The sequence below is a fragment of the Candidatus Accumulibacter sp. ACC012 genome, assembly GCF_907163155.1.
Classification (GTDB): Bacteria; Pseudomonadota; Gammaproteobacteria; order Burkholderiales; family Rhodocyclaceae; genus Accumulibacter; species Accumulibacter delftensis.
Genome location: NZ_CAJQUC010000003.1, coordinates 253,020 through 275,143, shown reverse-complemented (window position 1 = coordinate 275,143; position 22,124 = coordinate 253,020). Strand labels below are relative to the sequence as shown.

19 protein-coding genes are annotated in these 22,124 nt (G+C 62.0%); 2 read left to right on the top strand and 17 right to left on the bottom strand.

Going from position 1 to position 22,124, the window contains the following annotated elements; all coding sequences use genetic code 11:
• Nucleotides 1–100 precede the first annotated feature (100 nt).
• Both recG and QZ648_RS04695 read right to left on the bottom strand, forming a co-directional pair.
• Nucleotides 101–2,197: an ATP-dependent DNA helicase RecG gene (gene recG, locus QZ648_RS04700; RefSeq protein ID WP_291996249.1), complete on the bottom strand. Its 2,097-nt coding sequence runs from the start codon at nt 2,195–2,197 to the stop codon at nt 101–103.
• On the bottom strand, nt 2,197–2,580 hold the full coding sequence (locus QZ648_RS04695; RefSeq protein ID WP_291996248.1) for a RidA family protein: 384 nt from the start codon (nt 2,578–2,580) through the stop codon (nt 2,197–2,199). Before QZ648_RS04695 ends, recG begins: the two co-directional genes overlap by 1 nt.
• A 210-nt stretch (nt 2,581–2,790) precedes the next feature.
• On the opposite strand from QZ648_RS04695, the gene QZ648_RS04690 reads away from it, so the two are divergent.
• Entirely contained in the window at nt 2,791–3,129 is a 339-nt protein-coding gene (locus tag QZ648_RS04690) for a hypothetical protein (protein ID WP_291996247.1), read from the top strand.
• 6 nt (nt 3,130–3,135) lie between these two features.
• Here the strand turns inward: QZ648_RS04690 and QZ648_RS04685 are convergent, their stop codons facing one another.
• From QZ648_RS04685 to QZ648_RS04645, 9 genes are all read right to left on the bottom strand, one after another.
• Nucleotides 3,136–3,963, bottom strand: coding sequence for an SPOR domain-containing protein (locus QZ648_RS04685; protein ID WP_291996246.1), 828 nt, complete (start codon nt 3,961–3,963; stop codon nt 3,136–3,138).
• Nucleotides 3,964–3,983: 20 nt separating this feature from the next.
• Complete coding sequence (locus tag QZ648_RS04680) at nt 3,984–4,664, bottom strand: DUF2802 domain-containing protein (protein ID WP_291996245.1); 681 nt, start codon at nt 4,662–4,664, stop codon at nt 3,984–3,986.
• Nucleotides 4,665–4,871: 207 nt separating this feature from the next.
• Complete coding sequence (locus QZ648_RS04675) at nt 4,872–6,074, bottom strand: acetyl-CoA C-acyltransferase (RefSeq protein ID WP_291996244.1); 1,203 nt, start codon at nt 6,072–6,074, stop codon at nt 4,872–4,874.
• A gap of 32 nt (nt 6,075–6,106) precedes the next feature.
• The gene (locus QZ648_RS04670) at nt 6,107–8,494 is read right to left on the bottom strand and encodes a 3-hydroxyacyl-CoA dehydrogenase/enoyl-CoA hydratase family protein (protein WP_291996243.1); all 2,388 of its coding nucleotides are present in this window, start codon (nt 8,492–8,494) and stop codon (nt 6,107–6,109) included.
• A gap of 338 nt (nt 8,495–8,832) precedes the next feature.
• Complete coding sequence (locus QZ648_RS04665) at nt 8,833–10,137, bottom strand: outer membrane protein transport protein (protein WP_291996242.1); 1,305 nt, start codon at nt 10,135–10,137, stop codon at nt 8,833–8,835.
• Nucleotides 10,138–10,376: 239 nt separating this feature from the next.
• Nucleotides 10,377–12,305, bottom strand: a complete 1,929-nt coding sequence (locus QZ648_RS04660) for a 3-hydroxyacyl-CoA dehydrogenase NAD-binding domain-containing protein (protein ID WP_291996241.1) — start codon at nt 12,303–12,305, stop codon at nt 10,377–10,379.
• A 31-nt stretch (nt 12,306–12,336) separates the two neighbouring features.
• On the bottom strand, nt 12,337–13,626 hold the full coding sequence (locus tag QZ648_RS04655) for an acetyl-CoA C-acetyltransferase (protein ID WP_291996240.1): 1,290 nt from the start codon (nt 13,624–13,626) through the stop codon (nt 12,337–12,339).
• A gap of 86 nt (nt 13,627–13,712) precedes the next feature.
• The gene (locus tag QZ648_RS04650) at nt 13,713–16,064 is read right to left on the bottom strand and encodes an acyl-CoA dehydrogenase (protein ID WP_211203708.1); all 2,352 of its coding nucleotides are present in this window, start codon (nt 16,062–16,064) and stop codon (nt 13,713–13,715) included.
• Nucleotides 16,061–16,858 carry a TetR/AcrR family transcriptional regulator gene (locus QZ648_RS04645; protein ID WP_291996239.1) on the bottom strand — a complete coding sequence of 266 codons (798 nt, stop codon included), beginning with the start codon at nt 16,856–16,858 and terminating at the stop codon, nt 16,061–16,063. Before QZ648_RS04645 ends, QZ648_RS04650 begins: the two co-directional genes overlap by 4 nt.
• Nucleotides 16,859–17,080: 222 nt before the next feature.
• On the opposite strand from QZ648_RS04645, the gene QZ648_RS04640 reads away from it, so the two are divergent.
• Nucleotides 17,081–18,931 (top strand): ABC transporter ATP-binding protein/permease, encoded by a 1,851-nt coding sequence (locus tag QZ648_RS04640; protein WP_291996238.1) that lies wholly within the window; start codon nt 17,081–17,083, stop codon nt 18,929–18,931.
• Between the two features lie 91 nt (nt 18,932–19,022).
• On the opposite strand, the gene rplQ is transcribed toward QZ648_RS04640, so the two are convergent.
• From rplQ to rpmJ, 6 genes are all read right to left on the bottom strand, one after another.
• Nucleotides 19,023–19,412 carry a 50S ribosomal protein L17 gene (rplQ, locus tag QZ648_RS04635; RefSeq protein WP_291996237.1) on the bottom strand — a complete coding sequence of 130 codons (390 nt, stop codon included), beginning with the start codon at nt 19,410–19,412 and terminating at the stop codon, nt 19,023–19,025.
• A 30-nt stretch (nt 19,413–19,442) separates the two neighbouring features.
• Complete coding sequence (gene rpoA, locus QZ648_RS04630) at nt 19,443–20,417, bottom strand: DNA-directed RNA polymerase subunit alpha (RefSeq protein ID WP_169066533.1); 975 nt, start codon at nt 20,415–20,417, stop codon at nt 19,443–19,445.
• A gap of 43 nt (nt 20,418–20,460) precedes the next feature.
• Nucleotides 20,461–21,090, bottom strand: a complete 630-nt coding sequence (gene rpsD, locus QZ648_RS04625) for a 30S ribosomal protein S4 (protein ID WP_169066532.1) — start codon at nt 21,088–21,090, stop codon at nt 20,461–20,463.
• 12 nt (nt 21,091–21,102) lie between these two features.
• Entirely contained in the window at nt 21,103–21,498 is a 396-nt protein-coding gene (gene rpsK, locus QZ648_RS04620) for a 30S ribosomal protein S11 (RefSeq protein ID WP_043563774.1), read from the bottom strand.
• Nucleotides 21,499–21,518: 20 nt separating this feature from the next.
• Nucleotides 21,519–21,881: a 30S ribosomal protein S13 gene (gene rpsM, locus QZ648_RS04615; RefSeq protein WP_169066531.1), complete on the bottom strand. Its 363-nt coding sequence runs from the start codon at nt 21,879–21,881 to the stop codon at nt 21,519–21,521.
• 75 nt (nt 21,882–21,956) lie between these two features.
• Complete coding sequence (gene rpmJ, locus QZ648_RS04610; RefSeq protein ID WP_169066530.1) at nt 21,957–22,070, bottom strand: 50S ribosomal protein L36; 114 nt, start codon at nt 22,068–22,070, stop codon at nt 21,957–21,959.
• Nucleotides 22,071–22,124 lie beyond the last annotated feature (54 nt).

Sequence of the window (22,124 nt, the reverse complement as noted above, 5' to 3'; positions counted from 1 at the left end):
GAGAACAAGAGGATTACTGCGCGACTGGCAAGCGCGGCCGCGACCGCCACCATCAGCGCTGGCCGCCCTCTTGACCTACCGCTCGAGCGGCAGGCTGGCGTCAAGCTTTCAGCAACTCTTCGCGATTTCCCAGCCAGCGCCGGAGATGGCGCGCGGCACGCTGGGGATCGTCACGCAGCAGTTGCGTCGCCATCTCTTGCGCCAGCTCGACAAGGTCGGCATCGACTTCGAGGTCGGCGTAGCGTAGCAGTGGCACGCCCGACTGGCGGCTGCCGATGAACTCCCCGGGACCACGCAGACGAAGATCCTGGCGCGCAATCTCGAAACCGTCGCTGTGCTCGAAAATGATCTTCAAACGCGCCCGCGCGCTTGCCGACAATGGCTGCTGATAAAGCAGGACGCAAACCGAGTCATGCGCGCCACGCCCGACGCGTCCACGCAACTGATGCAGCTGCGCGAGCCCGAAGCGCTCGGCGTGTTCGATGACCATCAAGCTGGCGTTGGCCACGTCGACACCCACTTCGATGACCGTCGTCGCTACCAGCACGTCGATCTCGCCAGCGACAAAGGCGGCCATCACCGCCACTTTCTCGGCACCGCCCAGGCGGCCGTGCACCAGGCCAATACGCAGGCCGGCCAGCTCGCCGAGCAAAGCCGTGTACGTGTCGAGGGCCGCCTGCAGTTGCAGCTTTGTCGATTCCTCGATCAAGGGGCAGACCCAGTAAGCCTGTCGTCCTGCGGCAACCACGCCACGCACGGCGGCCGTCACTTCCTCACGGCGCGCAGCCGAGAACAGCCGGGTGCGCACCGGCGAGCGACCAGCCGGCATTTCGTCGATCAGCGAGACATCGAGATCGGCGTAATAGCTCATCGCCAGGGTGCGCGGAATCGGTGTCGCCGACATCATCAACTGGTGCGGATTGCCCCCTTTGCGCCGCAGGTCGAGTCGCTGCACGACGCCGAAGCGATGCTGTTCGTCGATGATCGCCAGGCCGAGGCGGGCAAAATCCAGGCCTTCCTGGATCAGGGCATGCGTCCCGACAAGCAGTTGCGCTGTCGTCGCCGCCTGCTGCCGCAGCGTCCGCCGCGTCTGCGCCCCGAGACGACCCGACAGGCACAGCACTTCGACACCCAGCGGCTCCAGCCAGGCGCTCAGTTTGAGGAAGTGCTGCTCGGCGAGAATTTCGGTCGGGGCCATGAAGGCCGCCTGATAGCCGGCCTCGATGGTCTGGCAAATGGCCAGTGCGGCGACGATCGTCTTGCCACAGCCGACATCGCCCTGCAGCAAGCGCTGCATCGGGAAGGGCTGCCCAAGGTCGGCGGCAATTTCGGCAGCAACGCGCTGCTGCGCACCGGTCAGCGGAAAAGGCAGTACCGACAGCAGACTCTCTGCCAGCCGGCCGGCTGCGCGCAGCAGCGGCGCTCCCTTGCGCCGGCGTGCCAGATAGGCACGGCGCAGCGACAGCTGCTGCGCCAGCAGCTCGTCGAACTTGATCCGCCGCCAAGCCGGATGGCTGCGACTCTGCAGCGTGGCTGCGGCAAGCGCGGGCGGCGGCGAATGCAACAGGCCCACCGCGGCCGCCAGGGCAGGCAGGCGATGCCTCGCGCACCAGTCAGCGTCGAGCAACTCGCTGAGATCGACAACGCGCAGGGCGCGTGCGACGAGCTTGCGCAACACCCCCTGCGTTAGCCCGGCGGTGGTCGGATAAACGGGGGTCAGTGACTGCGGTAGTACGTCATCGGCACTCGGCGAATCCTGAGCATTCAGGATGCGGTAGCGTGGATGTACCATCTCGCGCCCGAGGAAACCGTCACGGATCTCGCCAAAGACGCGCAGCCGCAGTCGATTCCGGCACGCGTTCTCGAAAGCCCGCTGCTGGCTGCCGTAGAAGCTCAGAAAGCGCAGGCTAAGAAGGCTCTGTTGGCCACCACCCGCGCTGACAGCACCGAGATCACTGGCATCGCTGACGGTGACCAGCAACTGGCGGCGCGGCGCCATGCTGACCACGCTAGCGACGACCAGCACCTCGACCTGCAGCGCTACGCCCAGCGGCGCTTCGGCGACGGCCGTGACGCGCGTTTCGTCCTCGTAGCGCAGGGGCAGGTGCAGGACGAGGTCTTCACGCCGCTCGAGACCCAGCTTGTGCAGCCGGCTCCTGATCGCTGGCGGCGCGTCGATCTCGTCCGCAGGCGGCATCAGCCGCCGAGGACCAGGACCGCATCGGCCTCGACCAGGCCGTTGCGCGGCAGAGCCGCGACGCCCACCGCAGCGCGCGCCGGAAAAGGCTCGGCGAAATAGCTTTTCATCGCCTCATTGACCTTCGCGAAGTGCGCCAGATCGGTGAGATAAACGTTCAGTTTGACGACATCGGCCAGCGAACCACCGGACGCTTCGGCGACGGCCTTGAGGTTGTCGAAGACGCGCACGATCTGCGCATCGATTCCTTCGACAAGGTCCATACTCACCGGGTCGAGGCCGATCTGACCGGAGAGATAGACCGTATCGCCAACTCTTACCGCTTGCGAGTAGGTGCCGATGGCCGCCGGCGCAGCGGCAGTCGAGATGATTTTTCTTGCCATGGTGGTGTCCTCTAAAATGGTTCGGGTTAAATGTGCAAGTCGCGCAAGGGACTCACGAAGCTCCCTTCTCCCCCCGCGGGAGAAGGGTTGGGGGTGAGACGGGGAATTCAGGGAGCACGCTCCCTGCCCGGCGAACGATTCCGGCGTGCAAGCCGGAATGCGCACTGCAAGTGGAAGGGACGGTCATAACCGTTAAATGGGAGAGTGTAAATGAGCACTGCGATCATCACCAATCTCGAAAAACTGCTCGGCGGTCCGCGCGACGGCGCCCTGCTCCGCTATTCGCTGGGCAACGAGCACCTGAAGGCCGGCGACTTCCAAAAAGCGGCCGGGCGCTTGCGGGAAGCGGTCGAACGTGACGCGACCTACTCCGCCGCCTGGAAGTTGCTCGGCAAAGCGCTGAGCGAAGACGCTCACCCGCAGGAAGCCCTGGCTGCCTATGAACAGGGCATCGTCGTCGCCGAAGGAAAAGGCGACGTTCAGGCGGCCAGGGAGATGCGCGTTTTCGCCCGCCGCCTGCAGCAACAACTGCGCGCGACAGGCGGCTGAAGCCGTCTAGGGCGTGCCGACCCTGCGTACCGTACTCGGCGCATCGATGCCCAGCTTCTTGAGTTGCCGGCGAGCAGACTCGGCCTCGCTGCGATTCTTGAAAGGGCCGATCTGCAAGCGCGCCTCGACCATCGAGGGAATTCCTTCCTGCGCCAGTCGTGCCTGCCATTCCTCGGCCAGGGCCAAATCAGAGAACAGCCCCGACTGCACGATGTAGCCGGAAGCCAGCCGTACCGCAACGGCGGGAGGCGTTTCGACCACCGGCGGCGGCGTAGCCATGCTGGCAGAGTTCTCCGAGGCCCTTCTGGCCGGAGGCGGCAAAGCCGGTGTGGCGGCCACCTGCGGCGGTGGAGGCGCAGGCGTTGCGGGACGTGCGCCTGGCTCATCGCCGTCACTGGCTTTCGACAGCGGCCGCGTGTGCGTGCCGCCGGCATATTTTTTCTTGGCCGGGCTTTCAGTGGCGGGGGCGCTCGCAACTTCTCTGGCAGCTTCAGGAGCGGCCAGCTCGCTGCTTACGGCGCTTACGGCGGGCTCGTCAACGGGCACTGCAAGCGGCGTTTCAGCCGCCGTGAGCGGCTGCACGGGCTCTTTTTTCCTGACCGGTACCGCTTCGGTGAACTGCTGTCCGGTCAGCGAATCATCCGGCGCGTTGGCGTGGTCGAACAGCGCCAGCACGCCAAGCAGTGCCAGAACCATCAGACCGGCAAGCCCCATCCGCCAAAGCAGTGGACGTTTGAGATCGGAGCTCGCCTCGACCGCTGGCTGAGCGTGACCCGTGGCCGGCGCAACTTCAGCGCTTCCGGCCTTGGCCTTAGTCCCCTGTCGAGCCACCATCTGCCACCCCTGCTCCTCGGTTAACTGCCGTCATTACGATTGCGCACCAGAGCCACCACCAGATCCGCTTCGGCGCGAGCAATGCCACAGTGCTGGGCGATCGTCGCCGCGTCCTGCCCCTGGGCGGCCATCTGCATGGCATCGTTGTACAGCGGCGAAGCGGCCTGCGCCGACGACTCGGCAATCTGCGAGATCTCTAGCAACTGGTGCCGGAAGTCTTCGCGGGCTGCCAACAAGCCCTCGCGCAAGTCGTTGTGCAGTTCGTCGCGCAGTTCGTCAACTGCGCAGCGCAAGTGATAGACGTCTTCCTGCAGCGCTTCGATCAGCGCCTGCCCGGGAATTTCCGGGGGTGCCTCGTTCCAGGCAAAGTCAAGTTCCTCGGCGGCCACTGGCGGGACCGCTGCCGCTGCCGCTGCCGCTGCTGCACTGGCCGGCTCCGCGGCCACGCCCGAATCGCTGGCCTCCTTGATCTCTGCTGCGGCAGGCGCTGGCGTCGCAGGCACTGCGGCGTCCGCTTCCTGGATGCCGGTATAAGCCGCCAGCGCTGACTGCGCAAGCAGCGGTGGTAGGGCAGAGACGCCGCGTTCGTTCTGCAAGCGACGCATGCGCAAAAAAAGGACGACGATGTAGGCCAGCAGTAGCACGATGACCAGAATCAAGCCTTCGCGCCAGCCCACATTGCCCAGTAGCTCGAAATCCATGGCGCGCCCTAGTGACTGTGTTTGCCAGACATTATCCCGGAAACCGCCGTTGACCGCTCAACTAGCCGCACCGAGGCCTTCGCCTTCCTGTCCTTCCGGCATGCATGGTGCTCAGCGTTCGGGCGACTTTTCCAGCCAACCGCCCTGCCGCGATTATGCCATACACCTGGAGTCTAAAGAGGGCCTTCGCAGGCGATTGCCGGAAATCTACGGCATGGACTCGAACAGCCCGGCAGCGCCCATGCCAGTGCCAATACACATGGTCACCATGCCGTAACGCTGCCTGGTGCGCTGCAGTCCATGCACCAGCGTCGCCGTTCGAACGGTACCGGTTGCCCCCAGCGGGTGGCCCAGGGCAATCGCCCCGCCGAGCGGATTGACTTTCGCCGGATCGAGTTCGAGCGTACGCATCACCGCCAGCGCCTGCGCGGCAAAAGCCTCGTTGAGCTCGAACCAGTCCACATCGCCCTGATGGACTCCGGCTTGCTTGAGCACCCGCGGGATCGCCTCGACCGGGCCAACGCCCATGATCTCGGGCGCCACGCCAGCCACCGCAAAGCCCGCAAAGCGCGCCAGCGGCTGCAGATTGAACTGCTTGAGGATTTTTTCCGATACCACCAGCACAGCCGCTGCGCCGTCGGACATTTGCGAACTGTTACCGGCGGTAACCGAGCCGCGCGCGGCGAACGCCGGCCGCAAGCGAGCGAGCCGCTCGACGCTGCTGTCGGAACGTGGGCCTTCGTCGTTCTCAGCCAGAAACTCCTTGACCTGCACTTCGCCGCTCTGCAGATTCGGCTGCCGTGTAGACACCACGTACGGCGAAATCTCGGCCCTGAAATGGCCGGCGGCAATCGCCGCGCAGGCTTTCTGGTGCGAGGCGACTGCAAAGGCATCCTGATCGTCGCGCGAAATCTTCCACTGTGCGGCGACTTTTTCAGCGGTGAGGCCCATCCCGAAAGCAATCGCGTAGTTCTCGTCCTTCGCGAAGATCGCCGGGTTGAGGGCGATCTTGTTGCCCATGATCTGGTTCATCAGCGACATCGTTTCGGTGCCGGCAGCGATCATCACCTCGGCTTCGCCGAGACGAATGCGATCTGCCGCCATGGCCACCGCCTGTACGCCGGACGCGCAGAAGCGGTTCACGGTCACCCCCGGGACGGTATTCGGCATACCGGCCAGGAGCAGGCCGATACGCGCGACGTTCATTCCCTGCTCGGCTTCGGGCATGGCGCAACCGACGATCACGTCCTCGACCAACGCCGGGTCAATCGCCGGCACCTGTGCCAGCACCGAAGTGATGGCGTGGGCCAGCATGTCGTCGGGGCGAACGTGCCCGAGCATGCCCTTGCGCCGGCCCACGGGCAGCCGCGTCGCAGCGACAATGTAAGCGTCCTGAATCTGTTTACTCATGATCTGTTCTCCTTGCTCGCGCAGTTGCCGAGTTAGTTGCGTAGCGGCTTGCCGGTGGTCAGCATGTGCTGGATGCGCTGCTGCGTTTTCTCGTTCTTCAGCAGTTCGACGAAGAGCTGGCGCTCGACACTCAACAACCACTGCTCGTCGACCTGCGATCCGGTCTCGACATCGCCACCGCACAGCGCCGTGGCTGCTGCCTTGGCGACCGTGTAGTCGTGTGCCGAAATCATGCCGCCTTCCTTCATGTTGAGCAGCATCATTTCGCAGTTGGCGATACCGGTGCGACCGGCGACCTTGATCTGACGCGGCGACAGGCGCGGGTAATAGCCCGCCTCGGCAAGTCCGCGCGCCTCGCGCAGCGCGACATAAAGCAGCTCCTTGGCGTTGAAGACAATCTTGTCCGAGTCGACGGCGAAGCCAAGTTCCCTGGCCTGCGCGCCACTCTTCGATACCGTCGCCATGGCGACGGTCATGAACACCGGCTGGATGAACTCGAAAGGGTCGTTTCCGGCGGTCTTCGCCGCATGCTCCGCGGCACGGATGGCAAACTCCTTGCAGCCCCCGCCAGCCGGAATCAGGCCGACACCGGCTTCGACCAGGCCGATGTAGCTCTCCAGTGCGATCACCCGCTTGGCAGCGTGCATCAGGAACTCACAGCCGCCCCCCAGAGCCATGCCCTGGACCGCGGCGACTACCGGTACCCTGGCGTACTTCAGCGCCATCGACGTGTTCTGGAACTCGGCGACGTACCTTTCGAGCAGCTCGAACTGACCCGCGGCGATGGCTTCGCTGACTTCCTTGAGGTTGGCACCAAAGGCGAATGGCGCCTCGTGCCAGAGCACCAGGGCACGGTAGCCGGCTTCCGCACGAGCCACGGCTTCCTGCAAGCCGACGATCACCTCACGTCCGAGGGTATGGTTCCTGGTCTTGACGCTGACGATGGCAATACCGTCGTCGATCTGCGGCAGCGTCCACAAGCGAACACCGTCGTTCTCCCAGACCGTCGCACCGCTGAGCGCGGCTTCACTCAATACCCGCTCGGGGAATATCTGCCGCTGATAGACGGGCAGCGCCGAACGCGCTTGATAGGCGTCGGCGCTCGCCGAGTAGGAGCCTTGAGGCGTGTGCACGCCCTTTTCGGCGACCTGGCCAAAGACCCACCCCGGCAGCGCTACCGGACTCATCGCCTGGCCGGCGTCGACGTCAGCCTTGACGGCTGCGGCGATCGCCTGCCAGCCTGCCGCCTGCCAGCTTTCGAACGGCCCCTGCGCCCAGCCAAAGCCCCAACGCATCGCGAAATCAAGATCGCGGGCGTTATCGGCAATTTCAGCAAGGTGGAAAGCGGCGTAGTGGAAGATATCGCGGAAAATCGCCCACAGGAACTGCGCCTGTGGATGCGCACTGGCGCGCAACTGCGCAAACTTCTCGGCCGGATCGCGGTTCTTGAGGATCGCCAGTACTTCCGGATCGATCTCGGCGGCCGTTTCGCGATAATCCTGAGCCGCCAGGTCGAGCACCTTGATCGCCCGTCCGTCCTTCCGGAAAATGCCGCAGCGCGTCTTCTGACCGAGTGCGCCCTTGCCGATCAGCGCCGCCAGCCAAGCGGGAACGACGTAATAGCCGTGCCAGGGATCGTCGGGCAAGGTGTCCTGCATGGTCTTGATAACGTGCGCCAGGGTGTCCAGGCCGACGACGTCGGCGGTGCGGTAGGTGGCACTCTTCGGACGCCCGATGAGCGGACCGGTGAGCGCATCGACGACGTCGAAACCAAGCCCCAGGCGTTCGGTGTGGTGCATCACCGCCAGGATCGAGAAGACGCCAACGCGATTGGCGACGAAGTTGGGCGTATCGCGCGCACGCACGATGCCCTTGCCGAGACGCGAGACCAGCCATGATTCGAGATTGTCGAGCAGCTCCGGGTCGGTAGTTTGCGTCGCGATCAGTTCGACCAGATGCATGTAACGCGGCGGATTGAAGAAATGAATGCCGCAGAAACGCGAACGCAAAGCCTCGGGCAAGGCTTCGGAGAGGCGGTTGATCGATAGGCCCGAAGTGTTTGAAGCCATGATCGCATTCGGCGCGATGAATGGCGCGATCTGGCGATAGAGATCGTCTTTCCACTCGGTCTTTTCGGCAATCGCTTCAATGATCAGATCGCAATCGCGTAATTGTTCAAGGTGCTGCGAGTAGTTGGCGGGGTCGATGTAGGCGACGCGATCCTTGCTGGCCAGCGGCGACGGTTCAAGCTTGCGGAGTGCGTCGGTGGCGCGGTTGACGATTCCGTTGGCGTCACCCTCCTGGGCGGGCAGGTCGAAAAGCAGAACTGGCACTTCAGCATTGGCGAGATGCGCGGCAATCTGCGCCCCCATCACCCCCGCCCCGAGTACCGCGGCCTTACGTACGATGAAGTTGCTCAAGCTGTCCTCCTGTTCCTGTCTGTTTATCCGCGCGCACCGGGAAAATCCCGCCGCACATCTCCAAAAAAGCACTAAAACGAACGTTTGAATTATACCTTTCCAGCTTTCGTCGTCAAGTGAACGGTCATGACAGTCGAGATACCCCGGATGATGAAAGTCATGACCGTCCCCCCTCTTCCCCTGCCCCTTCTCCCGCAAGGGGAGAAGGGAGGTTCGTGAGTCGCATACGCGACTTTCACATTAAGGGCAACGGCAAATGGGCTGCTGCGCAACGCTCACCCGGAGACGGTCAAAAAAAAACCCCGGAAACCGGGGTTTTTCTAAGGCCTGCCGCTTGCTCAGAAGGCCATCGAGTATTGCGCTCCGAAAAGCCAGACGCTGGAGTCATAGTCGCCGGTGACCGTACCGCGATTGGTCAAGGGATTGATCGTGGTCTCGTTCTGGTTGATCTTCGTATTTGGGATGTAAATGTAAGCCGCACCGAGTTCAAGCGTCTGTTCCTTGGCCGGCTTCCACTGCAGCCCGGCGGTAAACCAGGTGCGATCGTTGTCGGGCAGAGAGGTCAGACGAGTGCTCGAACTCTTGACCGGAGTCTGGTCGTAGGCCAGACCGAACATGAACTTGATCGCGTCCGTATACTTGTAGTTGGCGCCCATGGCAACCCGCCAGGTATCGTCGAAATTCGCACGCAGGATCTGCGCAGGAGTGCCGGCTTGCAGCCCCGAGGTGCGGATAATGTCGACGTCCTGAATCGAACTCCATCCCGTCCAGGACACATCACCCAACATCTCCCAGCGGTCGCTCAGTTGCTGCGTAACGCTGAGAATGAAGGTATCCGGCACTTCGAGGTCCGCCTTGACATCGCTGGCCCCGCCCCTGACGGCCAAGCCCGCGGCAGTGGCATTGCCAGCTGCCGTACCATCGCCACTCAGTTTGACCTTGCCGTCGGTATTGAACTGGACGGTCGAGCGGTACGACAGGCCGACCTTGGTCGACGGCGAAAGCGTAAAAAAGGCACCAATGTTCCAGCCCCAGGCATCGTCCTCGATGCTCATGTGCGATTCTACCTGCGGCAGCGCCCCAAAGCCCTGGGCAGGAAGTATGGCCACCTGCCGATAGTAATCGGCCTCGATCTTCTGCCAGCTGAAACCGGCACCCAGCGATACTTTTTCGTTGACCCGATAGGCGATCGACGGGTTGATGTTGATCGTTTTGATATCGAACTCGTTCGACTGCGCACTGCCCTTCCACGGCTTATCGTACTTGGTGGCATTGCCGAACGGCGCGCCGATACCAAGACCGATATAGAGATCCTTGTTCAACGCCCACGAGATATATCCGTTCGGGATAAACGCCCAGCTACCGGCATCGTCACCGTCGCCAACGACGGGACTACTGAAGACGCCGACAGCGGATCCCTTGTTATTGAATTTGAAGCTCGGCCGCACTGCCGTCAAACCGCCGGAGACTTCACGCGCCTGCAGTTGCGTCATCCCGGCCGGATTCCAGAAAATCGTGCTGGCGTCGTTGGCCTTGGCCGCCGAGCCGGCGTAGGCATTGCCGAGACCGCTGCCCGCCTCCAGCAATTGAAAACCCGAGGCGCTCGCCGCACCCGAAAACGCCACCAGAAGCAGTGCCGGCATCACTCTCATCGAAATCCGCTGTGCCATTTTCTTGTTCCCCCTTGAATGTGATCTGGCGTGGCCTTTTCGCCACGCACAAATTGCTCCTTGCGGGCACATGCTAAGACCAACTACCGGAAAGATCTCTAGTTACAGAATGTTTGGCAGCGCTTCCTTCTCGCCGTGTTGGTTAATTGCAACACGGCTGAAGATGGCTTAAGTGATTTCTCCAGAGCTTCGTCCGGCCGTTGCCGATGCTGTCAGGCGTTGCGGCTCCTCAAATAATTGAGCGGCCCACCGGTAAACGGCGCGAAGCCGGTACCAAAAATGACTCCAGCATCAGCCAGATCGGCGTCGGCGACGACGCCATCGTTGACCAGCTGCTGTGTGCGTTCGAGCAAGGGCGCAACGAGGCGCTCGGCAAGACCGGCCGGCACGCTTCCTGGCACGCCCTTGGCCGCCTTTCCTTGCCGATATTCGTAGAACCCCCGCCCCGATTTCTTGCCGAGGTGGCCGGCGTTGAAGCGCTCGAACAGACAGCGCGGCGGCTCGGCATCAGCGCCAGCGAGGCTCTTTCCAACGGCCATGGCGACGTCGAGACCGACCATATCGACCAGCTCGATCGGCCCCATCGGCATGCCGAAGGCGAGCATCGCTTCGTCGACGGTTTCCAGTGCGAGCCCCTCGTCGACAGCACGCATCGCTGCGAGCATGTAGGGCCCGAGAACCGCGTTGACCAGGAATCCGGGCGCGCTCTTGACCGGCAGCGGCAAGCGATCGATTTGTTTGACGAAGGCTGTGCCACGCGCCAGCATTTCCGTGTCGGCGCCTTCGCCGGCCACGACTTCGACCAGCGGCATGGTGGCAACCGGATTGAAGAAGTGAAGCCCGACCAGGCGTCCCGGCCGGCTCAAGCCACTGTTCAACTCCTCTATCCTGAGGCTGGAAGTATTGGTCGCCAGCACCGCGTCCGGCTTGATCACCGCGTCGAGTTGCTCGAGCAAGGCGCGCTTGGCGTCGACGTTCTCGAAAATCGCTTCGATGACCACGTCGGCGATCTTCGCGCCGTGTCCGTCGGGGTCGGGAATCAGCCGGTCCATGACGTCGCGCAACTCGCGCGGATCCTTGATGCGCTTGCGGTACGCCGCGTAAGCGCGTTGCAAGGCCGGGGCGATTCGTTCCATTCCCTGATCCTGCAGGGTAACCGTCAGCCCGCGCAAGGCGCACCAGGCGGCGATATCGCCGCCCATCACGCCGGCTCCGACGACGTGCACCCGTTTGGCCTGGTAGGTACTCGCTTTTCCGAAACCCTTGAGTCGCTCCTGCATGAAAAACACGCGCACCAGATTGCGAGCCGTCGGCGAACGAACGATGCTGTCGATCAACCCGGGGGCGGCCAGCGCATTGCCCCGGTATTTCTCCCAGATATCGATGATGGCGTAAGGCGCCGGATAGTGCTCGACGCGCGCGCGCCTGGCGACCTGCTTTCTCGCGGCGCGCGCAACCAGAGGCTTGAGCGGACCATTGAGCAGCCGCTGCAGCACGGGCGGACGCCGACGCGGCTGATCGGCGACTATCAGCAGGGCAGCAGCGTTGTCCATCACCCGGGCCGGCACGCAGTCGTCTGCCAGACCGAGGCGCTTGGCGCGCTTGGCATCGAGGGCTTTGCCGGTGAGCATCATATCCAGCGCCGCCTGCGGGCCAATCCGCTCGGGCAGACGCAACATGCCTCCCCAGCCAGGAACGATGCCCAGCATCACCTCGGGCAGGCCCAGCCGCGTCGCTGGCTCGTCGACGACCAGCAGATAGCGGCACGCCAACGCCAGTTCGAGACCGCCACCCAGGCAATGGCCGCGCACCAGCGCCAGCGTCGGATAGCTGACTGCTGCCAGGCGATTGAAGAGCTGCCAGCCGCGCTCAACCAGCGCGATGCCTTTTGCGGGCGTGTCGAGCTGGGTGAACTCCTGAATGTCCGCACCGGCGATAAAGCCTGCCGACTTTCCGGAACGGAAAATCAGCCCTTTCGGTGGCTCGCTGTCGAAGCGAGCGAGAATCGATGCCAGTTCGTCCATCACCTCGCTGGACAGTGAATTCGTCGTCTCGCCGACTCTGTCCAATGTCGCCCAGGCCAGCCCTGCACCATCCACCTCGAGCTGCCAGTTGCGGTAAGCATTGCTTTCGATATTCATGCCTTGTCCTCATGTTTGCCAGTGACTGCCATCAGCCGATGCTCTCAACGAGCATCGCACCGCCCTGGCCACCGCCGATGCAGATCGCTGCGACGCCGCGCCTGGCCTTGGCTGCGCGCAAGGCATGCAGCAGGTGCAGAACGATACGCGCACCCGACGCGCCGACCGGATGACCGACGGCGACCGCACCGCCATCGACATTGAGACGCGCCCGCGGCAGCGAGCCAAAGGCCGCCGGCAAGTCCAGCTGCTCACGGCAGTACTCGTCCGATTCCCAGGCAGCCAGGCAGCCAAGCACCTGCGCGGCGAAGGCTTCGTTGATTTCCCAGAGATCGACGTCATCGAGCGCCAGTCCGTTGCGCTGCAGGATCGGCGTCGCCGCGTGTACCGGACCAAGGCCCATCTGCGCCGGGTCGAGAGCAGCCCATTGGCTATCCGTGATTCTGCCGAGCGGCTCGAGCCCCCACTTGTCGATGGCGGCCTGGGAGGCGAGGATCAGCCAGGCGGCACCGTCGCTGATTTGCGAGCTGTTGCCCGGCGTGACGCGGCCGTAACGACGATCGAAAAACGGCTTCAGCTTGCTCAGAGCAGCGAGGTTCGAATCGGCACGCACACCATCGTCTTCGCCATAGACCGTGCCTTGAGAGTCAAGCAGCGGAACGATCTCGCCAAGGTGTCCGGCGGCACGGGCGGCAACGGCTCGCTGGTGGCTACCAACGCTGAATTGATCCATGTCGTGACGCGAAATCCCGAAGCGCCAGGCAAGATTTTCCGCCGTCTGCCCCATCAGCAGACCAATGTTCGGGTCGGTCAAACCTTTCAGCAGAGCGATCACCGGCGACAGCAGTTGTGCCGGACGCAGCTTGGCGAACACAGCGGCCTTCTCGCTGAGCGTCCTCGCCTGCATCATCTGCGCGAACCAGCGCACCATCGCTTCCGAGTAAAGCAGCGCTGCGTGCGACAGGGCATCGACACCACCGGCCAGGACCAGTTGCGAGCGTCCGTTCTGGATATTGGCGATTGCCGAATCGAGCGCCTGCATGCCGCTGGCGCAGTTACGCATCACCGTCCACGCCGGCACCTTGTGACCGCAACCCAGGCGCAGGGCGACAACACGGCCGATGTTCACTTCATCCGGCGAAGGACTGGCGCAACCGAGAATCACCTCGTCGAAATCGCTGGCCGCGAAGGACTGGCGAATCAGCAGCGCGCGGCCGGCCTGTACCGCCAGATCGCTCGCCGAAAATGGCCCGGGCGCGTTGCGCCCCTTGAGGAACGGCGTTCTCGCACCGTCCACCACATACACTGGCTGGAATCCCATTCTGTCTCCTGAGTTAATTCTCGCCGCAAATCAAGGACAGAGGCATGGCGCAAGCGCCGTACCTCCGCATACCGCCTCGATCACCTCTACGCTGCCGCCTTGTGAAGCAGGGCTTGTGCGCGCGAACGGCCCAGATCGTATGGAAAATCGTCGACATGGATGACGATGTCGCGCAGCTCGTTGCGCCGCTTGAGTACTGCGTACTCGGCGGTGGTAACGATGCCGGCGGCGAAAGCTGCATGCACCAGATCGCGAACGTTGGCGTCCGGGTTGTCGGCCAGCGCGCCGGCCTTTTCCGCCGCCCGAATCCTGGCCTCGATCGGCTCCGCCTCGATCGTCGCCAGCAGGGCCAGTTCGACCGCACCGACCGGTTCGCTAGCCACTTTCGGCAAATAGGTTTCCGCCGTCAGTCGATCGCGCGAAGCAGACGGCTCGATCATCAGCTTGGCCACCTGGTGCCCGATCCTGTCCGACGGCACATCGTAAGGATGACCGAGCGGGAAAACGATGCGATACAGCATGCGCCCGATCCAGCGCACGGGGAAGTTGGCAATCACGCCGTCAAAAGCCATCTGCGCCTTGTACATGGTGTCCCACATAGCCCAGTGCATCAGCGGTGCATCGGCCTGCTGACGGCCTTCCGACTCGTAACGCTTGAGCGTCGCCGAGCACAGATAGAGCATCGACAAAATGTCGCCCAGACGCGCAGAGAGCTTTTCGCGCCGCTTCAGTTCGCCACCAAGGACCAGCATCGAGATGTCGGCGAGGAAAGCGAAAGCCGAAGAGAAGCGTGTCAGTTGCTGGTAGTAGCGCCTGGTCTCCGGCGCCACATTGGCCGGCACCGAAACAAAATGGGAGCCAGTCAGGCCCTTCCCGAGCGCCCCGAAGGCGTGCTTGACGGTATAGGCAGCATGACCAAAGAAGGCTTCGTCGAAGTCAAGCAAGCCCTGCTTGGCATCCGGGTTGTAGGCCGCCTTCATTTCCTTGAGCACGTAGGGATGGCAGCGGATAGCGCCCTGGCCAAAGAGGATCATGCTGCGCGTCAGGATGTTCGCGCCTTCGACGGTGATACCGATCGGCAACTGCTGATAGGCGCGACCGATGAAGTTTGACGGGCCCAGGCAGATCCCCTTGCCGCCGACAATGTCCATGCCGTCATTGACCACCTGGCGAGCACGCTCGGTGACATGATATTTGGCGATCGCCGAAACCACCGATGGCCTCTCACCGAGATCGATGGCGCCGGCAGTCATCTTGCGGACGGCGTCCATCATGTAGGTGTACGCACCAATGCGGGTGAGCGGCTCTTCGACGCCCTCGAAGCGCCCGATAGCCATCTTGAACTGGCTGCGAACGCGGGCGTAGCCGCCGACCGTGCGGGCCGTAAGCTGGGCCATACCGGCATTCGACGAAGGCAGCGAGATCGAGCGACCTGCGGCCAGACACTCCATCAGCATCCGCCAGCCCTGCCCGACCATGCCCGGACCGCCGATTACGTAGTCCAAAGGCATGAACACGTCCTTGCCACGCGTCGGACCGTTCATGAACATCGCATTCAGCGGCACGTGGCGGCGACCGATATCGGCACCCGGCGTGTCGCGCGGCACCAGCGCGCAGGTAATACCGATATGCTTCTTGTCACCAAGCAGCCCAGCGGGGTCATAGAGGTGAAACGCCAGGCCGAGGAGGGTGCATACCGGACCCAGCGTGATGTAACGCTTGTCCCAGGTCACCCGCATGCCGACCACTTCCTGGCCTTTCCAGAGCCCCTTGCAGACGATGCCGACGTCGGGAATCGAGCCGGCGTCGGAACCCGCCCACGGACTGGTGAGGGCGAAAGCCGGCACTTCGAGGCCCTTGGCCAGGCGTGGCAGGTAGTGATTCTTCTGCGTGTCAGTACCGTAGTGCAGAAGGAGTTCGGCGGGGCCAAGCGAGTTCGGCACCATCACCGACACCGACAAGGACGAGCTACGCGTCGACAATTTGGTGACAATCTGTGAATGTGCGAACGCCGAGAACTCCAGGCCACCGTATTTCTTCGGAATGATCATCCCGAGAAAGCCCTTGCTCTTGATGTATTGCCACGCTTCCGGCGTCATGTCGAAGTCTTCGCTGGTGACCTTCCAGTCATCGACCAGCGCGCAGGCTTCTTCGACTTCATGGTCCATGAAGGACTGCTCTTCAGCGCTGAGTTTTGGTACCGGATAGGCGAGCAGCTGGTTCCAGTCGGGATTGCCGCGGAACAGTTCGCCGTCCCACCAGACCGTCCCGGCTTCGAGCGCTTCGCGCTCGGTGTCCGACATCTGCGGCAGAATGCGTTTGTAGGTCGCGAAAACACGACGGCTTATCAGCGACTGCCGCCAGGGGCGAACGCTGATCAGTATGGCAATGCTCAGCAGAGTGATGCCGATGAGCACCAAGATGATCGTCGTGATCATGGCTGTTTCTCCAGTAAGTGATTCGAGGTTTGCGGCTCCGTGTCGCCCGCGCTGGGCGAAGCGGGCGAAGCGGGCGAAGCGGGCGAAGCGGTCAGTGACTGCAGACCTGACGGCAGCGGGGCGCGCAGGCCACCGAGCAGAAACGGCATCAAGCGCTGCGCAAGCCGCTTGGCGAGAGCGCTATCGTCGACACTGTCAGCAGCGCCCTCACCGGCCCAATCGCCCAACTCACAGCCGGTAAGCACTCGCAGAACGTCCGTGCCGGCAATCGCGTAGGACATGGCACCAAGCATGAAATGCAGGCGCCAGACGAGTTCGGCTTGCGGAACGTCGGGCAAGGCGCTGAACAGGGCCTGCTTGTAGCGTTCGATTACTTCCGCATACTCGCTGGCAAAAAAAGTCCGGATGAACTCCGCCGGTTGGGTCAAGGTGCGACCGAGCAGGCGCAGGAAAGTCATGCCGCCAAGAGAGGAGTCCTCACCGATGCGCAAGAGCGTGCCAAAAAAGGCTTCGAGGATCTGCGAAGGCTTCAGCGGCGCGCCAGCCGCCTCCGCTTCGAGTAAGTCGAGCGCGTGCAGTCGCTCGCGATTCAGCCAGCTGAGCCGGCGCCGGAAAACCTCGCGCAGCAGCGCCTCCTTGGAACCGAAATGGTAATTCACAGCCGCCAGATTGACCTCAGCACCGCTGGTGATCACGCGCATTGACGTCCCTTCATAACCGTTCGTCATGAACAGCAGCTCGGCGACATCCAGGATGCGTTCGCGAGTATCGTGATTGGTCTTTTGATCGGCCATGAGATCGATGGTCCAAAAATGTTCAGGCTGGAGTAGTTCGATGAACCGCTAGCAGCGAAGCTGAAGAGCGCGCCCAAGCTTCGTTCAAACGTTCGTTTGAATACTAGGGTCGGCTGCTGGCAAATGCAAGGCTTTTTTGCATCTTTCTGTACCGGCCTCGCCGCCCTGCGCCGTCACAACAGGCATACTGCAGCGCTGGTCCACCACCACCTCATCACTCACATGCGCCGCTCTACCACGTCCACCGCCGCTCTCGATCGCCCAGCAGCCGCCGACGCCCACCTCTGGCTAACGCTGAAAAAGCTCGTTCCGTATCTGTGGCAGTACAAGTGGCGGGTCCTGTTGGCGCTGTCCTGCCTGTTCACTGCCAAGCTGGCCAACGTTGCCGTGCCCCTGGTTTTCAAGGACATGATCGACGCCCTGAGCAGCGAGCAGCAGGTGCTGGTTCTGCCAGCCCTGCTGCTCGCCTTGTACGGCGCGCTACGTTTTTCGAGCACCCTGTTTACGGAGTTGCGCGAAATCCTCTTTGCGCGCGTCACACAACGCGCCGTGCGGCGCATCGCGGTGGAAGTCTTTCGCCACCTGCACGAACTGTCACTTCGCTTTCACCTGCATCGCGAAACCGGTGGGGTGTCACGCGATATCGAGCGCGGCAGCCGCTCGATTTCCAATCTGATCAGCTATGCGCTCTATTCGATCCTCCCCACCCTGGTCGAAATCGGCCTCGTCCTGGCCATCCTCTTTGCCCGCTACGACAGCGTCTTCGTCCTCATCACCCTGGCTTCGCTGGGCGCCTACGTGGTGTTCACGGTCAAGGTGAGCAACTGGCGAATCGCCATCAGACGGAAAGTCAACGAGACCGACTCGGCCGCCAATACGCGCGCCATCGATAGCCTGATCAACTACGAGACAGTCAAATATTTCAACAACGAGGAATATGAAGCGCAACGCTACGACCAACAACTGGGCGACTGGGAAGACGCCGCGACGAGAAGCCGAATCTCGCTGTCCTGGCTGAACCTTGGTCAGCAGGTCAGTATCGCTTTGGGGGTGACGGCAATGATGTGGCGAGCTGCCGCTGGCGTCGTTGATGGCACGATGACCATTGGTGACCTGGTACTGGTCAATGCCTTCCTGATTCAGCTCTACATGCCACTCAACTTCCTCGGCGTCGTCTACCGGGAAATTCGACAGTCGCTGACCGACATCGAGCGCATGTTCGGTCTGCTCGCGGTCAACCGCGAAATCGCCGACGCAACCTCCGCCACCGTACTGCCGCCCGGCCCCGTGCAGGTCCGTTTCTGCGCAGTCGACTTCTTCTACGAAGCGAACCGCCAGATTCTGCACAGCGTCGACTTCACTATCCCTGCCGGCCACACGGTCGCCGTGGTCGGCGAGTCGGGCTCCGGCAAATCAACCCTGGCGCGCCTTCTGTATCGCTTCTACGATGTCAGCGGCGGCCAGATCCGCGCCAACGGGAGCGATTTACGACAGCTGACCCAAGCCAGTCTGCGCGCCGCGATCGGCATCGTTCCGCAGGATACCGTGCTCTTCAACAACAGCATCTACTACAACATTCAGTACGGTCGCCCGGACGCCAGCCACGACGAAGTCTTGGCTGCTGCGGCAGCGGCTCAGCTAGCGCGTTTCATCGAGCAGCTCCCTGATGGCTACGAAACGCGCGTCGGCGAGCGCGGCCTGAAACTCTCCGGGGGTGAAAAGCAGCGCGTGGCGATCGCTCGCGCGCTGCTCAAGAACCCGCCGGTACTGATCTTCGATGAAGCCACCTCGGCCCTGGACTCAAAAACCGAAAAAGCGATCCAGGCCAGCCTTGACAACGCGGCCCGCGGGCGGACCACGCTGGTCATCGCCCACCGCCTATCGACGATCATGAATGCGGACCAGATCCTGGTCATGGACGCTGGACGCATCGTCGAGCGCGGTTCGCACCCGCAGCTGTTGCAGGCCAGAGGCCTCTACGCGCAGATGTGGGAGCTGCAGCAGCAGGAGGAGACGGCGCCAAAGGCGGCGTCGGCGACCGTCGTCCCGGTCGGGCGCAGCGCCATCCGCTAACCAAAAGCCGCTAACATCACACACAAAAAAACCAGGCCTGGCCTGGTTTTTTTATCCGCGGAGGCTTACGCCAGCTTTTGAGCCCCAGCTTTTACTCGGCAGCGCCCGTAGCAGCCTCGCCTTCGGGCCGGTCCAGCAATTCGACCAGAGCCATCGGGGCGTTATCACCGACACGGAAACCACACTTGAGAATCCGCAGATAGCCGCCACTACGCGTCGCGAAACGCGGTCCAAGCTCATCAAACACTTTGACGACCATGTCACGGTCGCGTAGGCGGTCAAACGCCAGGCGCCGATTGGCAAGGCTCGGCTTCTTGCCAAGCGTGATGATCGGCTCGACAACCCGGCGAAGTTCCTTTGCCTTGGGCAAAGTCGTCTTGATGACCTCTTCACGCAGCAGAGATACAGTCATATTGCGCAACATCGCCAGCCGATGGGCGCTGGTACGATTCAGTTTGCGAAGACCCAAACGGTGACGCATATCAATTCCTTCCTGTTCTTGTCCGGCGACTTATTTGTCGAGCCCGGCCGGCGGCCAGTTCTCAAGCTTCATGCCAAGCGTCAGGCCGCGCGCGGCCAACACTTCCTTGATTTCGTTAAGCGACTTACGCCCGAGATTAGGCGTCTTCAGCAGTTCGTTCTCGGTCCGCTGAATCAGATCACCAATGTAGTAGATGTTTTCCGCTTTCAGACAATTCGCCGACCGCACGGTCAGCTCAAGATCGTCCACCGGGCGCAACAGTAGCGGATCCACCTGCACCGTCTTCTGATATTCGACGGGCAACGCCGTTCCAGCAAGATCGGCAAACACCGAAAGTTGTTCCATCAGAATACGAGCCGCGGTGCGAATCGCCTCTTCCGGTTCAATCGCTCCGTTGGTCTCGATTTCCATGATCAGCTTGTCAAGGTCGGTGCGTTGCTCGACGCGAGCGCTCTCAACGTTATAGCTGACCCGACGAACCGGGCTGAATGACGCGTCGAGAACCAGTTTGCCGATGCTCTTCCCGCCGTCGCCCAGGTCGCGAACATTGCCCGCCACATAACCGAGCGACTTTTCAACCTTCATTTCCATGGCCAGCTTGCCACCGGCTGAAAGGTGGGCAATCACGTGTTCCGGGTTGATTATCTCGACATCGTGAGAAACCTCGATATCCGCCGCACGAACGACACCCTTGCCTTCCTTGGCGAGACGAACAACCACCTCCTCGCGATTGTGCAACTTGAAGACCACGCCCTTGAGGTTGAGCAAAATATCGACGACATCCTCCTGAACGCCGTCAATTGACGAGTACTCGTGGAGGACTCCGTCTATGCTTACCTCGGTCAGCGCGTAGCCGGGCATGGAAGAGAGCAGAATCCGCCGCAGGGCATTGCCCAAAGTATGCCCGTAACCGCGTTCAAACGGCTCCATGACCACCCGAGCATGAACCGGCGACAAGCTCTGCACATCGATAATGCGCGGTTTAAATAGTCCACTGCTTTGCATGTACTGTCCTTTGCCTGATACCGTCAAGCCTGCCTAGCCACTACTACTTCGAGTAGAGCTCGATGACCAGACTCTCGTTGATCGTCGGCGGCAGTTCACTCCGTTCCGGATGCGCCTTATAGGTGCCTTTCAGCGTCTTTGCGTCCACTTCTACCCACGCCGGAAAACCCCGCGATTCGGCAGCGGCAGCTGAAGCCTTGACACGAAGCTGCGCCTTGGCCTTCTCGCAAACCTCGATGACATCGCCTGGACGCACCTGGTAAGAAGGAATGTTGACCCGACGGCCGTTCACCAGCATGCCGTTGTGCCTGACCAGCTGGCGGGACTCCGAGCGCGATGCCGCGAAGCCCATGCGATGGACGACGTTGTCAAGGCGAGCTTCCAGCAACTGCAGCAGCACCTCGCCGGTCACCCCTTTGCGACGGTCCGCTTCTTTGTAGACCTTACGGAACTGTCCCTCTAGGACACCGTAGATACGCCGGATCTTCTGCTTTTCGCGCAGGTGTACACCGTAGTCGGACAGACGCTGCCCCGACTTCTGGCCGTGTTGTCCCGGTGCATACGAGCGACGCTCGATGGCGCATTTGTCGGTAAAACACTTTTCGCCCTTCAGGAACAGCTTCTCGCCTTCGCGGCGGCACTGACGGCACTTCGGATCTAGGTTGCGAGCCACTCTATCTTCTCCTTAAATCCGACGCTTCTTCGGCGGACGGCAGCCGTTGTGCGGGATCGGCGTCACATCGGTAATCGCCGTAATCTTCATGCCAAGCGCGTTGAGTGCACGCACCGAAGACTCGCGTCCCGGGCCAGGGCCCTTGATGCGCACTTCGAGGTTTTTGACGCCACACTCGACAGCCACTTTGCCGGCCGCTTCAGCAGCCACCTGCGCAGCAAACGGAGTGCTCTTACGTGAGCCCTTGAAACCGGCGCCGCCCGAGGTAGCCCACGACAGGGCGTTACCCTGACGATCGGTGATGGTAATAATGGTATTGTTGAACGATGCGTGAATATGGGCGACGCCCTCAGCTACGTTCTTCTTTACCTTGACTTTTTTGCGAACTTTTCCAGCGGTCTTGGCCATGGTCAGATCCTATTTGCTAATCACTTCTTGCCGGCGATCGGCTTGCGCGGACCTTTCCGGGTGCGGGCGTTGGTCTTCGTACGCTGACCGCGAGACGGCAGGCCCTTGCGATGACGAAGGCCACGGTAGCACCCGAGGTCCATCAAGCGCTTGATGCTCATCGTGACTTCGCGGCGCAAATCGCCCTCGACGGCAAATCTGCCAATCTGGTCGCGTAAACGCTCCAACTCGGCTTCCGTCATATCCTTCATCTTGGTGGAACGTAAAACCCCAGCAGCATCACAAATCTTCTGTGCGCGCGGACGGCCGATACCGTAGATCGCGGTGAGCGCAATCTCGGCGTGCTGGTGGTTCGGTAGGTTTACGCCTGCGATGCGGGCCATTGATTCACCCCAACTAATCCAAACTTACAGTTATACTTCAACCGACTGACGACCCTTGCATCCGGGTCGCAGCGATCAACCTTGACGCTGTTTGTGACGTGGATCCGTACAGATCACGCGCACAATGCCGTGACGCCGAACGATCTTGCATTTCCGGCAGATGCGCTTCACAGAGGCCAGCACTTTCATTGTTAACTCCTGATTCTTCGGCAGCAGGCGCAGCCAGCCTGAAACCGAATTGTT

Coding starts and splice junctions, on each gene's coding strand:
- recG (WP_291996249.1), bottom strand. CDS start 2,197: ATGCCGCCTGCGGACGAGATCGACGCGCCGCCAGCGATCAGGAGCCGG.
- QZ648_RS04695 (WP_291996248.1), bottom strand. CDS start 2,580: ATGGCAAGAAAAATCATCTCGACTGCCGCTGCGCCGGCGGCCATCGGC.
- QZ648_RS04690 (WP_291996247.1), top strand. CDS start 2,791: ATGAGCACTGCGATCATCACCAATCTCGAAAAACTGCTCGGCGGTCCG.
- QZ648_RS04685 (WP_291996246.1), bottom strand. CDS start 3,963: ATGGTGGCTCGACAGGGGACTAAGGCCAAGGCCGGAAGCGCTGAAGTT.
- QZ648_RS04680 (WP_291996245.1), bottom strand. CDS start 4,664: ATGGATTTCGAGCTACTGGGCAATGTGGGCTGGCGCGAAGGCTTGATT.
- QZ648_RS04675 (WP_291996244.1), bottom strand. CDS start 6,074: ATGAGTAAACAGATTCAGGACGCTTACATTGTCGCTGCGACGCGGCTG.
- QZ648_RS04665 (WP_291996242.1), bottom strand. CDS start 10,137: ATGCCGGCACTGCTTCTGGTGGCGTTTTCGGGTGCGGCGAGCGCCTCG.
- QZ648_RS04660 (WP_291996241.1), bottom strand. CDS start 12,305: ATGAATATCGAAAGCAATGCTTACCGCAACTGGCAGCTCGAGGTGGAT.
- QZ648_RS04655 (WP_291996240.1), bottom strand. CDS start 13,626: ATGGGATTCCAGCCAGTGTATGTGGTGGACGGTGCGAGAACGCCGTTC.
- QZ648_RS04650 (WP_211203708.1), bottom strand. CDS start 16,064: ATGATCACGACGATCATCTTGGTGCTCATCGGCATCACTCTGCTGAGC.
- QZ648_RS04645 (WP_291996239.1), bottom strand. CDS start 16,858: ATGGCCGATCAAAAGACCAATCACGATACTCGCGAACGCATCCTGGAT.
- QZ648_RS04640 (WP_291996238.1), top strand. CDS start 17,081: ATGCGCCGCTCTACCACGTCCACCGCCGCTCTCGATCGCCCAGCAGCC.
- rplQ (WP_291996237.1), bottom strand. CDS start 19,412: ATGCGTCACCGTTTGGGTCTTCGCAAACTGAATCGTACCAGCGCCCAT.
- rpoA (WP_169066533.1), bottom strand. CDS start 20,417: ATGCAAAGCAGTGGACTATTTAAACCGCGCATTATCGATGTGCAGAGC.
- rpsK (WP_043563774.1), bottom strand. CDS start 21,498: ATGGCCAAGACCGCTGGAAAAGTTCGCAAAAAAGTCAAGGTAAAGAAG.
- rpsM (WP_169066531.1), bottom strand. CDS start 21,881: ATGGCCCGCATCGCAGGCGTAAACCTACCGAACCACCAGCACGCCGAG.
- rpmJ (WP_169066530.1), bottom strand. CDS start 22,070: ATGAAAGTGCTGGCCTCTGTGAAGCGCATCTGCCGGAAATGCAAGATC.